The 12500-nt window shown below is 56.2% G+C and carries 9 protein-coding genes; 5 read left to right on the top strand and 4 right to left on the bottom strand.

Going from position 1 to position 12500, the window contains the following annotated elements; genetic code table 11:
* Nucleotides 1–26 precede the first annotated feature (26 nt).
* Nucleotides 27–146: a rubredoxin gene (locus MCG44_RS07540; RefSeq protein ID WP_374740223.1), complete on the top strand. Its 120-nt coding sequence runs from the start codon at nucleotides 27–29 to the stop codon at nucleotides 144–146.
* 39 nt (nucleotides 147–185) lie between these two features.
* On the opposite strand, the gene MCG44_RS07535 is transcribed toward MCG44_RS07540, so the two are convergent.
* Nucleotides 186–1433, bottom strand: a complete 1248-nt coding sequence (locus MCG44_RS07535; RefSeq protein WP_240287555.1) for a glycosyltransferase family 2 protein — start codon at nucleotides 1431–1433, stop codon at nucleotides 186–188.
* 357 nt (nucleotides 1434–1790) lie between these two features.
* Here MCG44_RS07535 and MCG44_RS07530 point away from each other — a divergent pair, with 357 nt between their 5' ends.
* The 4 genes from MCG44_RS07530 to MCG44_RS07515 all read left to right on the top strand — a co-directional run bounded on the left by MCG44_RS07530 (nucleotide 1791) and on the right by MCG44_RS07515 (nucleotide 5445).
* Nucleotides 1791–2903 (top strand): ABC transporter ATP-binding protein, encoded by a 1113-nt coding sequence (locus tag MCG44_RS07530; protein WP_186853274.1) that lies wholly within the window; start codon nucleotides 1791–1793, stop codon nucleotides 2901–2903.
* Nucleotides 2904–2909: 6 nt separating this feature from the next.
* Nucleotides 2910–3542, top strand: coding sequence for an ABC transporter permease (locus MCG44_RS07525; RefSeq protein WP_147571936.1), 633 nt, complete (start codon nucleotides 2910–2912; stop codon nucleotides 3540–3542).
* The gene (locus MCG44_RS07520; RefSeq protein ID WP_186853273.1) at nucleotides 3539–5071 is read left to right on the top strand and encodes a glycine betaine ABC transporter substrate-binding protein; all 1533 of its coding nucleotides are present in this window, start codon (nucleotides 3539–3541) and stop codon (nucleotides 5069–5071) included. Before MCG44_RS07525 ends, MCG44_RS07520 begins: the two co-directional genes overlap by 4 nt.
* A gap of 110 nt (nucleotides 5072–5181) precedes the next feature.
* Nucleotides 5182–5445, top strand: coding sequence for a YlmC/YmxH family sporulation protein (locus tag MCG44_RS07515; protein WP_147571938.1), 264 nt, complete (start codon nucleotides 5182–5184; stop codon nucleotides 5443–5445).
* Between the two features lie 120 nt (nucleotides 5446–5565).
* Here the strand turns inward: MCG44_RS07515 and MCG44_RS07510 are convergent, their stop codons facing one another.
* The 3 genes from MCG44_RS07510 to MCG44_RS07500 form a co-directional block, all read right to left on the bottom strand.
* On the bottom strand, nucleotides 5566–7212 hold the full coding sequence (locus tag MCG44_RS07510; RefSeq protein ID WP_240288895.1) for a recombinase family protein: 1647 nt from the start codon (nucleotides 7210–7212) through the stop codon (nucleotides 5566–5568).
* A gap of 633 nt (nucleotides 7213–7845) precedes the next feature.
* Complete coding sequence (locus MCG44_RS07505) at nucleotides 7846–8448, bottom strand: sortase (RefSeq protein ID WP_240287553.1); 603 nt, start codon at nucleotides 8446–8448, stop codon at nucleotides 7846–7848.
* On the bottom strand, nucleotides 8448–12443 hold the full coding sequence (locus MCG44_RS07500; protein WP_240287551.1) for a Cna B-type domain-containing protein: 3996 nt from the start codon (nucleotides 12441–12443) through the stop codon (nucleotides 8448–8450). The genes MCG44_RS07505 and MCG44_RS07500 overlap by 1 nt, the downstream gene beginning before the upstream one ends.
* Between the last annotated feature and the right edge of the window lie 57 nt (nucleotides 12444–12500).

Here is a 12500-nt window from a genome sequence, read left to right as displayed (position 1 = left end):
CACCAAGGAAGAAAGGAGGATGCCTGGTGAAGTATATCTGCGATCTGTGTGGTTTTATTTATGATGAGGCCACCGAGGGCCCCATGCCTGACGACTATACCTGCCCACTGTGTGGGGCTGACAAGAGCCACTTCCAGCCCGAATAAAAAAAGCCCCGGACATCTTGTGGATGTCCGGGGGCTTTTTTACCGGGTCAATGCCTCCGGGATGGTGGCACGGGTATGGCGGATCTCCTCCCATACGGTGGTCTTTTTCACAAAGCTGCCAAAGGTGATTGGGATCCAGGACAGGAGGAACAGCCAGTACAGGGCCAGCGCCTTCCACAGACGCCTGTCCCATTTTCCCTCCACAGCCAGCACCAGTCCGGCCGCCAGGGTGGAGCCAAGGGCGGTCAGGCCCAGATTGAACACCAGAGCTCCCAAAAAGGCCGCCAGAGCCTGTCCGACCGTCTGTCCGAACAGAGCGGCCGCCAGAGAGGACAGCAGGAGATTGGCTACCGCTGCCACCTGATAGGCTGGGATCATCAGAGTAAAGCCCAGATCCGCCAGCCGGCCTCCTCCCTCCCGGCAGACGGAGGAACCAACGCGGGAGAGATAGGCCTGGGCTACCTGGAGCGTGCCGCTGGACCACCGCCGGCGCTGCTTGACGGACTCCTCATAGGTAAGTGGCTGCTCGTCATAGGTGACAGCCTTTGGCACCCACCATACCTTTTCTCCAGCCAGAACGCACTGGGCAGTGAGTTCCAGATCCTCACTAATGGTGGAGGAGTTCCAACCGCCCAGTTCCTCCAGCGCTTTTGAGGAAATCATGAAGCCGGTCCCTCCGATCATGGCCGAAAGGTCCATCCCCGCTTTGCCCCCGTTGTGAAACCGGTCCATCATCCAGTAGTAGATGGAACAGCAGCCGGATATCAGGGTATCGTAAGGGTTTTTGCTGTCCCGATAGCCCTGTGCGGCACGGGCTCCGGACATATAGGCGTTATTCATCTCAGTCAGAAACCGACTGTCTACCACGTTATCCGCGTCAAAGACGCACCACGCATCGTACTCCCGGCCCCGGAGGCGGTTATAGGCAAAGCGAAGGACCTCGCCTTTGCTGCGCACCGGAAAGGGACACTCCAGCACCCGGGCCCCGAAGTTTCGAGCGGCCAGTGCCGTGTTGTCCACACAGTTGTTTGGAATGACCCAGATATCGTACAGTTCCTGGGGATAGTCTTGCATTAAAAGACTATTAATGAGGGGGCCGATGACCAGTTCTTCGTTTCGTGCGGCAACCAGAATGGCGAAACGTGTCCTGGCCGGGTGCCAGCCACAGTCCACTGGCTTTCTCCAGGACATGAATCCGGTGAGCAGGTAATATCCTCCCCACAGGGCTACGGCCAGGCCTGATATGCCCGCCAGTGTCAGAATGGCTGATAGCAGCAGTCTTTCCATATTGTTCGCCTCCCTGTCTTGTTGCTTCTGATCCTAACAGGAAAATATTAAGGATAGACTGCTGGATTCATTAAGATTTGGTAAAGCTATTCTTAATCTCTCCCTCCTCACGCTCTTAATACTGCCTTATTTTTCATCGACTAAAATTTACATTTTATTAATTTGACAGCTTTTCCAATTTTTGATATACTAGTTTTGTGAATTATGCCCTTTTTCACTCATTTAAAGTCACCCAAGATTTCTGTCTGCGGATACCAATCGCTATTTTCCCCACTGGCGTTTTTCTGTTCTGATGTGGGGTGATTTTTTCCTTATGGCCCGGCCGTCTCTTGCGGCCAACGGAAAAGGAGGTCTATATTGCTTCGATTCGACCATGTTTCTCTCTCTTACGGCAGTCAAACCATATTAAATAATCTATCCTTTGAAATACAGGAGGGACAGTTTGCCGTTCTCATCGGCCCCTCCGGCTGCGGTAAAACCACCACGCTGAAGATGATAAACCGGCTCATCCAGCCCAACAGCGGACATATCTATCTAAATGACCAGGATATCAGTGCCGTGGACCGGGTAGAACTCCGCCGTCACACAGGCTATGTCATACAACAGATCGGTCTGTTCCCCAACATGACCGTCGCACAGAACATCTGTGTGGTGCCCAAACTGCTGAAATGGCCCAAGGAGAAGTGTGATCAGGTAGTCCATGACCTGCTGGAAATGGTCAATATGCCCTTTGACCAGTATGCCCACAAGTATCCCTCGGAGATGTCTGGTGGGCAGCAGCAGCGCATCGGCATCCTCCGGGCGCTGGCCGCCTCCCCTCCCGTTGTCCTGATGGATGAGCCCTTCAGTGCTTTGGACCCCATGACCAGGCGCTCCCTCCAGATTGAAGTCAAGAATCTGCAGCAAAAGCTGAACAAGACCATTATTTTTGTCACCCACGACATGGAGGAGGCTCTGGATCTGGCCGACGTCATCATCTTTATGGACCACGGCAATATTGTGCAGATGGCCCCGCCGGAGGAGATGCTGGAAAATCCCGCCACCGACCAGATCCGGGATTTCCTGGGTAAGCATCACGCCGGGCCCTCCCCTGAACAGCTGACGGTGGACCACTTCATGCGTACCGGAATCATTACGGTCAACCAGAACCGTGGTGTCAACGAGTGTGTCAGCCGGATGCAGCACCACAACGTGGACACCCTGCTGGTGGTGGATGAGTACCGTCACTATCAGGGCACTGTCTCCATCGCCGACATCCGCCTCACCGGCCATGTAGTCAAGACCATAGGCCCTCTGGTGCGGAACAGCACGCCCACGGTCCACAGGGGCGACAACGCCAAGGAGTGCTTCGACCAGCTGGTATCCAGCGGCTTCCCCTATCTGGTCGTCCTGAATGACGATCAGACGGTGGCCGGCATCATCACAAAGACCAGCATGGCCTCCGCCATGGCTGAACAGCTGTGGGGGTGATAGCGTATGTCCGAAGTATTGCTGTCCATTTTGCAAAAGACCGCCGAACATACTGGTTATACCCTCATCAGCGTGGCCATCGGCTTTGTACTGGGCCTCTCCCTGGGTATTGGCCTTTCCCGCTTGCCTACCCTGGCTAAGTATCTGCTTCCCCTGTTATCTATCTTGAACACGGTACCCGGTATTGTCTTTATTGGTGTGCTGTTCATTCTAATCGGCATGACTCCGGCCACCGTCATCATTGCGCTGTCCATTTACGCCATGTTCCCTGTACTGAAAAACACGGTCACCGGACTGAATGGCGTGGACCCCCAATATAAAGAGGCAGCCCGAGGCTGCGGCATGAGCCATTTCCAGAGGCTGTATCTGGTGGAACTGCCTCTGGCCATGCCCACCATCATCGGTGGGCTTCGGCTGTCCACCGTTTATACCGTCAGTTGGGCCGTACTAGCCGCCATGATCGGAGAAGGCGGACTGGGCGACTTTGTCTATAAGGGCGTCAGCAGTAACAACAACGAGCTCATCCTCCAAGGGGCCATTCCGGCGGCTGTTCTGGCCCTCACACTTGGCGCTCTGGTGGATCTGCTCCAGCGTCATGTGGTCCCCCGGGGCCTGCGGAAAGGCGGGGTGGGGAAATGAACGTTGCTTTGATATGGGACCATCTCTCTCTGGTCCTCTCCGCCCTCATCCTGGCTGTGGGCGTCGGTGTTCCCCTGGGCCTGCTGGCCTACCTGTTTCCCCGGTTTGGAAAAGCCATTCTCTGGGTGGTAGACCTGATCCAGACCGTCCCCGCCCTGGCCCTGCTGGGCATCATCATGGTGGTAATGGACCCCGGCTCCCCTACCGCCGTCATCGGTTTGACTCTATATTCCCTGCTTCCCATCGTACGCAATACCTCTCTCGGCCTGTCCCAGGTGCCTGAACACCTGAAGGAGGCGGCCACTGGCATGGGAATGAGTGGGACCTATCGGCTGCTCCATGTGGAAGTCCCTCTTGCGGTCCCCATGCTGGTCACAGGCATCCGCATCGCCGCAGTCAACGCCATCGGCACCGCCGTGTTTGCCTCCTTCGTGGGTGGAGGAGGTCTGGGCGGCCTGTTCTACACCGCCATCCGTCAGGAAAATATGGGCATGATCTTCGTGGGCACACTGGTACTCATGGTCATGGCCTTTGTCTTGGATGCTGGACTGAGCTATATGGAACACAGGCTGTCCAGCCACAGTCGGAAGAAGCTGCCCACCCCTGTCAAGGCCGTGGGCAGCACGGTCTTAGCCGTAGCCGGTGTTGCTCTGGTGGTATCTATGTTTCTCCCCGCTGATACGGGAGGCCAGCTCACCCTCTATGATGGGGACTACTCTGAGGTGAAGCTGATGCATTCCATGGTGGAGCAATTGGTGGAGGATAAGACCGATTTGGAAGTGGTGATCCTGGACCAGATGACTCAGGTGAACAACCACAATGAATTAAAGGGCAGCAATCCAAGCTGTGACTTGATGTTCAGCTATGACGGGACCATCCTCACCACCTTCCTTGGGATGGACACCACCGACATTCCAGAGGGAATGACGCTCTATGACTTCGTCAACCAGACAGTGAGTGAACTAGAAGGCCTGCATATGTTGGGCAAGGTCGGTCTGAATAACACCTATGCCATCGGCGTGACCCAAAACATCATTGACCGCTATGGTGTCTCCAAGATCTCTGATCTTATCCCCATCGCGGGTGAGCTTCGCTTCGGCGCGGAGCATGAGTTCTATACCGAAGAGGGCAGCATGAAGTATCAGCCCTTTGTAGATTACTATGGACTCACATTCCAGTCCGCCAAGCCGGTGGACGTGGTTCTGAAGTACAACGCCGTAGAAGAGGGCGCCTTTGACGTCATGGTGGTCTACGCCACTGACGGCCTGAACAAGCGTGCCGGCCTGACCATTCTGGAGGACGACCAGGGCTTCTTCCCGGAGTACTATGGGGCATTTCTGGTACGCAACGACCTGTTTGATGATTTTTATGAGGCCGCGCCCAATCTGGAGCAGGTTTTGGAGTTGCTTACCAACCAGGTATCCAGTGAGGATATGGTGGAGTTGACCTATGCCGTGGATGTCGACGGTCGTTCCGTACAGGAAGTCGCCCGAGAGTTTCTAGTAAGCAAGGACCTGCTGGCACAGTAAATATGATCCGGCCCCCTCAGAATAGTCCGAGGGGGCCTTTCCCATTTTATGTATAGGGACAATCTCTCCCCTCATACCCTGTATCAACACAGAATTCGGGAGGAATGAGGATGGAAACTCGTATCGCAGAACTGCGCTATAAGGAAGTCATCAGCGTTGAGGATGGCAGCCGATTTGGTTACGTAGGAGATATGGAAGTAGATATGGACACTGGGCAGGTACGAGCCCTGGTCGTCCCCGGCCGCCGCCGCTTCTTTGGGCTGCTCGGCCGAGAGGAGGATAAATACATCCCCTGGAGCGCCGTTCGGCGCTTTGGAGAGGATATTATTCTGGTGGAAGACCACGGAAGCCGGAGAACGCCCAGGCGTGGTTGAACGCTCATCCGCCTCCCATGGCACAAATGCGTCGTATCCACAGAAAAGGCCGCCCACTAGGGGCAATCCCGATAAAGAAGTATTGTCTAATCCCCCGGACAATGGCGTAACGCTTCGGCGTTACGCCGTTGTCCTTTTGGTGCGCTTATCATATTCCGGAGAAAAGCTGATCTCCCCGATGAAATTATAGTGAACATCAATTCTCTGCACCCTATGTCCGCTGGACTTGTCTGGAGCGTGTACTACCACTTTGTCCACAAACTCCCGAAGTAAAGCCGGGGTCAGCTCCATAGGCTGGGTGTATTTCCGTACCACCTTCAGGAAGTTCTCCATGTTGGCCGCCTGCTCCTCCGTGGCCTCCAAAGCCTTCTGGAGGCCCGCCACGGCCTCCGCAAGCCCCGCCTGCTCCTCTTCATAGGCGCAGGCCAGCTTGTCAAACCGGGCCTCTGTGAGCCGTCCCATCACCTTGTCCTCATACAGCCTTTGGATGATGCCGTCCAACTCCTGGATGCGCTTCTGCTTCTTCTCCAGCTCACGCCTTGTCTTTTCCCATTCCGATTTTCTGGCCCTCTCGCTGTTCTCCGTGGCCTGCCTCACAAATGTTTCCTCGTCCTCCTGGACATAGGCAAGCACCCGCTGGATATTCTGGAGCACAAGCTGCTCCAGGACCACCGCCCGTATGTAGTGGGCGCTGCACTGTTTCCTGGTGCGGTAGCTGGAACAGGTGTAGCACTCCTGTTCATAGGTCCATGAACCGGTACGGCAATGGTAGAGTTTTGCTCCGCAGTCGGCGCAGTAGGCCAGCCCGGAGAACATACCCATTTCTCCCATCTTCGTGGGGCGGCGGCGCTGGGCGCGTATCTTCCGCACCCGCTCCCAGCTCTCATGGTCTATGATAGCCTCGTGGGTGTTCTCGAATACCGCCCACTTCTCCGGGGGATTGCAGACCGTTTTTTTCAGCTTGTAGGACAGCCTGGTTGTTTTGAAGTTGGTGGTCCTGCCCAGGTAGGCGTCCTGGTCAAGGATGTTTGCCACTGTATCAGAGGTCCAGCGGCAGGGGTCCTCCGGGTGGTAATTCCGGGTGCGGCCTGTCCGCCGAAATTCTATCGTCCCCGGTGTGGGGATATCCCGCTCTTTCAACATACGGGCGATTTTGCCGGGGCCGTTACCTTCCTGGCAGAGCTGATAGATCAGCTCCACCACCGGGGCCGTTTCCTCATCCACGAGCAAAGTGCCGTCCTGGTCCCGGATATAGCCGTAGGGGGCGTTGGTAGACAGCCGCTTGCCGGATAGTCCTTTGGTGCGGAACACGGCGCGTATCTTCTTGCTGGTGTCTCGGCAATACCATTCGTTGATGATATTGAGGAACGGGGTGAAGTCATTGTCCTGCTGGTTGGCGCTGTCAATGCCGTTGCTGATGGCGATGAAGCGCACACCCAGTTCGGGAAAGCGCATTTCCGTATAAAGCCCCACCTCCAGATAGTTCCGACCAAATCGGGACATATCCTTGACGATCACGGTGTCGACCATACCGGCCTCGATGTCGGCCAGCATTTCCTGGAAGCCCGGGCGGTTGAAATTCGTCCCGGTATAACCATCATCTTTGTAAATTTTATACTGGGTCATACCGTGCTCTCCGGCGTATTTGGTGAGCAGTTCGATCTGATGGGTGATGCTGTCGCTGTCCCCGGCGTTGTCATCATCCCGGGAGAGGCGGACATAGAGCGCCGCCCAGGTCTCTTTTCTGTTGTTGGACCGCCTGTTCATCATTTCCTCCATTCCGGCAGTCGCCGCATGGGTCTCATTTGACCCTTTTATCGTACTTGAAATGGGGAACGGCGTCAAATTTTGCGGCGCTGGGTCTTGTCAAGCAATCACCGCCTCTTTTGTAAAATAAATCGCACGGTGCGATTTATTTCGCCGCTGTCAGACAAAAACCGCGCCGGACTGCCCGGCGCGGTCTTATGCTATTCACGCTGATTTTTCAAAGGCGGAGCAGGCGGCGGCTGGCCGGGCCGCTCCATAGGGTTTCCGTGCCTCCCCCCATTCCCATGGGCGGGGCGTCCTACGCTGTGACGCATAGCCGACGCAAGTATCATTGGCCCGCTGTCTGCCTCCTGGCCTGCGGGCCGGCCCGCCCGCTTTACGGCGCTGGTGTTGTTCGCTCCTGTCCTGGCGCACCCGCCGCCCGGCTCCGCAGACAGTTCTCGTACCTGCTGCCTGTATTCGCTTGTCCGTATGTAAGGAGACGGTACTCCGTCAAGCAGGAGTACGGTATATCCTCCCTTATCAGTTTACAACAGCACCGCTACAAAATAAGGCGAAATGCGTCCCACCGTGAGATTTATTTCCTGTACTTTTTGCTCAGACGGGGTAGAGGGTGTCCTTTTTCCTCAATTTCTATACTCGCTCACACCGCACTGTGACCCTGGCCTTGCCGCCGATGGTACAGGTGAACAAGGTCAGGTCCCAGTCTCCGGCCTCCATCTCCTCCACAGCGGTTCCGGCAAGCTGTTCCAGTTTGGACACCTGGTAGGAGAACAGATTGCTATCTGCGTCCGTGAACAGGACTTTGTCCCCCACATTCAGTTCACCCAGGCGGGCGAAATGCCGCTTGTAGTTGTGCCCTGCGATAATCAAGTCATCCAGATAGGCGGAACCGGTGTACCGGCAGGGTGCCAGCTTCAGGGCCTGGTCGCTCCATTGGCTGACGACGGGCAGCGTCAGCTCTAGGGCCGGTATCTCCAGCGTGCCGATATACGCTGTTCCGTTGATGTCCACGGTGGGCATCTCCATCTCCGGGTCCAGGATATAGCCTGGCAGCTCTGGCTGAGGGGCCGATACAGCCGGCTCGGCGTCGGGCTCCGGAGCCCGAGCCATCTGTTCCAGGGTCTGCTGGGCGGCCCGCCCGGCCCGCTGGTCGTCCCAAAGGTTGTAGGCGGTAAGGCAGAGGGCTGCCGCGATCAGCAGCAGCCCCCCAAGAATCAAAATCCTTCGCGCCATCACTTCCGTGCTTTGCGCTTGCCCTGATAAGGCGGGTTGAGGCTGATCCCGCCAATTACCAGCCCCATACCGGCCAGAAGCAGCGCCAGCACCAACGCCCAAGGCTGTCCGGTCTGGGGCAGGCCCGGTTCACTGGTCTCTTTTGGCTCGTCAGGGGTTCCCGGCTCGTCGGGTTCATCGGGTTCGTCCGGCTCGTCAGGGTCATCCGGTTCGTCGGGTTCGTCGGGTCCGTCCGGCTCGTCAGGGTCCTCCGGTTCGTCGGGTCCGTCCGGCTCGTCAGGGTCCTCCGGTCCGTCGGGTTCGTCGGGTCCGTCCGGTTCGTCGGGTCCGTCCGGTTCGTCGGGTTTGTCCGGTTCGTCGGGTTTGTCCGGTTCGTCGGGTTTGTCCGGCTCGTCGGGCTCGTCCGGGTCCTCCGGTTCGTCGGGCTCGTCGGGTTCGTCCGGCTCGTCCGGGTCCTCCGGTTCGTCCGGGTCATCGGGTTTAGCAGTATTTGTGATGGTGAACTCGGTTCCGTTCTGCTCCACAGTTACAGTGAAGCCATCCGGCACATCTACCTCCTGGACTGTCCATCGGTGACCGTCCGGGAGGCCGGTCCAGGTGTACGTCCATCCGTTGCTGTCACTCAGTTGGATAGTCTCCTGCTGCACGCCGTCTTTCAGCAGGGCGACGGTAACGGATTTTGGAGCTATGCCGTCATCGTCCAGCTTCCAGACCTTTTTCACCGTTACGCTGGTGGTGTCGGTGCCGGGGTTGCCGCCGTCCTTATGGTTGTTAAAGGTGACGGACAGCGTTTCATCCGTCGTGATCGTGCCCTGTGCATTGCCCGGCACCGTGGTCGTATAGCCGTCCTGGTTCGCTTCCGCTTCTGTGACGGTATAGGTAATTCCCACGGGAAGACCAGTGGCTGTTTTGCTCTCCCCGTGCTTTAGGGTAAAGGTGGTAACGCCATTTGTAAACGTCATGTCGCCGTATGTGCCGTTGATAGGCTCATCGGAAATCAGGGTTACGGTAAAGGTAAACGCTTTGTCCTGCTCGCCGCCGGCGCCGGTGACCGTCTTCGATACAGTCAGCCCGCCGGTTTTGTTCGGTTCCACCGGCGGCTCGTCGGGGTCATAGGTGTTCGTGATGGTGAAACGAATGGTATTCCCGACCATTTCCGATTTGCTGATTGACGTCGTAAACCCGGGAACGGCCTCCTCCCGGACGGAGTATTCCGTTGTGCTGGGGTCATCCGTCAGGCCGGAGAAGGTGGCCGTCCAGTCATTTGTTTTGTTCAGTTTCACCGGGCCAAGCTCTTCGCCGTTGATGAGCAGATAAACGCTGACTTCGACCTGTTCATCCTCCGGCGTATTTTCCCACTTTTTCTCCACGGTGACAGAGTAGGCCTTTTCCGCCGGCGTGCCGATGATCAGGTTGCCGTTAGTGCCGATACCGCCGCCCCGGGAGGCGTGGTTGCCGGTGATGACGACGCCTTCCTTCTCCGCAATCGCCATCGCCGCCGCTGCGTCGTCAGCGGACACTACATTTTTCAGGGCAACGGATGCGCTCTGGTCAACGGTGTCTGTGTAAAGTTTCTGGAAAGTCTCCCCATACCGCATGGATCTCGTTGCAGGCGCGCCCGTGCCAAAGCTTCGGTCTGCGTCGCAGTCAGGCTTAGGATTTTGTAAATACAAAGTTACGCCGCCGTCCCGATAATATTGGTTCAGTCCGCCGCCCAGCATGTGGGCGTACAACGTCAGGGTATTCTCGCCCATAAAGTTTGAAATATCGTCTCCGGCCTGATTACTGTCCCGTATTCCATCAGCGGCTTGGGCATGGTTATCATAGACAGCGCCGCCATCTGTGACATAAATCTTAATATCCCCTGTGCTGCAGGTCCACAGGCCGCCGCCTAGGACATCGGCGGAATTGTCTGTAATGACAGTGTTGTAGAGCTGGAGGGTCGCATCCTTTTCCACATAAATTCCGCCGCCGAAGCTGACATTACACTCCGATGTATTATCCGTAATACTGCCGCCAGAGATTACTGCGTGTGTTGTTCGGATAAAGATACCAGCGCCGCCCGCGTGGGCGGTGTTCCCGGTGACAGTGCCGCCGCTCATCTCGAAGGTGTTGTCCTTCTCTGTATAAATCCCGCCGCCGCCGGATTTCTCCGCAGTACAGTTGAAGATGGTGCCGCCCCTCATGTAAAAAGCGGGGGTTCCGGTCTCATCCGTCGTCTTATGCAGATAGACGCCGCCGCCGAATTTCTCTGCGGTGCAATTCCTGATCTCGCTCTCGCCGCTCATGATAAATTGGGCGGAACCGCCTACGTAGACGCCGGCCCCATCGCCGTAATGATGATTTTCGTCCGCAAAGCAATTTTGGATCATGCCGCCGGTCATTTCAAAGGACATTGGCTGGCTGTCCGTGCTTTGCAGCAGCACGCCCCGGCTGTTGTGCTCTGGATTGCCCTGAATCGTACCGCCAGACATGGTCATGCTGCCGCCGTTGTCCACGCAAACGATGGCGTGCGATAAATCGGCGTTTCCGGAGGACAAGGTGCCGCCCTTGAGAGAGAACAGACAGTTCGCGGGGACACTTACAAGGGTTCGGACGTCGGCCGACGTGGTCACCGTCAGATCGTTGGAAGCGATGGTCAGGGAACCGGCTCCGGATAGCCGGAAACAATTCCCACCTGCTTTCAGCGAAAATGTGATTGTATGCTTTCCATCGGCGGTCAGTTCAACGTTTCGCTTGTCTATCGTGATCTGCTCTGTGATTGTTATGTCATTCACAATCTGGACCTTGGTGGTCTCTTCCTGATTTTGGTTAACCGCATTGATGGCCTCCTGGAGAGAACCGTATTCGACCTCGTCAATCTTTGCCACAACTTCTCTATCAATGTCTTCGACGGTGCCTCCATTCTTATCAAAGGTAGCATCTTGGTTCTGATATACATAATTGCCGCTTCCCGAAGAACAGCTTTTTATCGTTCCGTCATTCATGATAAAAGCTGCGGTGTCAAAAATCGCCACACCGCCGCCGCGGCCTGTTGCGAAGCAGTCGATAATCGTCCCGCCGGTCATGGTGAATTTTCCTGTTCCGGTGACCGCCACACCACCGCCGTCCTGCCCTGAGCAGTTAGAAATTGTGCCATTGCTCATGGTAAACTCAGCAGCGCCGATTATCCAGACACCACCGCCGCGTCCCGTTGAGGAGCAGTTGGTAATCATCCCGCCGGTCATGGTAAACGACATCGGTACAGAGGGATCGCTCGTGTCCTGCAGCATCACGCCGCAGCTGTTTTGCTCTTGGTTGCCTTCAATCGTGCCGTCGGTCATGGTCATGCTTCCACCGTTGTCAACGCAGATGATGGCTTTTGATAAATTGGCATCTCCAGAGGTCAATGTGCCGCCCTGCAAAGAAAGAGAACCACTTTTAACAACATTTACGATGGACCGCAGGGACTCGTTTGTGGTTGTGATGGTCAGTTGGCCTGATATGGTCAGCGAGGCTGCGCTGTCGCTCCAGTTTCCGACCCGAAAGCAATTCGATGTTTCAGCAAGGTCGGAAAAAGTGATTGTGCATTCCTCGTCCGCCGTCAGAATAACGTTCTTGCGCTCGATGTTGATCTGCTCTGTGATCGTCGTGTCGCGCACGATCTGAATCGTGGTCGCACCCTCTTGGTTCTGCCCAACCCCTTCGACGGCCGCTTCCAGCGTTTTATACTGTTCTGACCCAATGACCGCAACCGTATCAGCATCCCATTCCGGCGTACCGCTGTTGTCAGGCGTGTCCTCCGGCTCGTCCGTATTCTTCGGATTGTCCGGGTCATCCGGTTCACCGGGTTCGTTCATGTTGTTGTCCGTGTTCCTGTTGCCATCGGGCTGCTGGTCCCGCTGCGTATAGTCCGCACTCTGTCCGCCCTCTGTATTACCATCAGCAAAAGCGACCGAAGGCAGCCCCGCTAAAAGGCACAACGCCAGCACTCCAGCCAATATTCGTTTTTTCATAAAATGATGCACCTCTCCTGTTTTGAAAAATTGTACCTTTGCAAATTGGAACATTTT

It is taken from the genome of Lawsonibacter sp. OA9 (assembly GCF_022440585.1).
Note: the sequence above shows the minus strand (reverse complement) of the source record. Positions and strands in the feature narration are given on the sequence as shown.

Bases quoted from the DNA above. Each gene is read 5' to 3' on its own strand.
- MCG44_RS07510 (WP_240288895.1), bottom strand. From the start codon at position 7,212: ATGAACAGGCGGTCCAACAACAGAAAAGAGACCTGGGCGGCGCTCTAT.
- MCG44_RS07525 (WP_147571936.1), top strand. From the start codon at position 2,910: ATGTCCGAAGTATTGCTGTCCATTTTGCAAAAGACCGCCGAACATACT.
- MCG44_RS07515 (WP_147571938.1), top strand. From the start codon at position 5,182: ATGGAAACTCGTATCGCAGAACTGCGCTATAAGGAAGTCATCAGCGTT.
- MCG44_RS07535 (WP_240287555.1), bottom strand. From the start codon at position 1,433: ATGGAAAGACTGCTGCTATCAGCCATTCTGACACTGGCGGGCATATCA.
- MCG44_RS07500 (WP_240287551.1), bottom strand. From the start codon at position 12,443: ATGAAAAAACGAATATTGGCTGGAGTGCTGGCGTTGTGCCTTTTAGCG.
- MCG44_RS07505 (WP_240287553.1), bottom strand. From the start codon at position 8,448: ATGGCGCGAAGGATTTTGATTCTTGGGGGGCTGCTGCTGATCGCGGCA.
- MCG44_RS07520 (WP_186853273.1), top strand. From the start codon at position 3,539: ATGAACGTTGCTTTGATATGGGACCATCTCTCTCTGGTCCTCTCCGCC.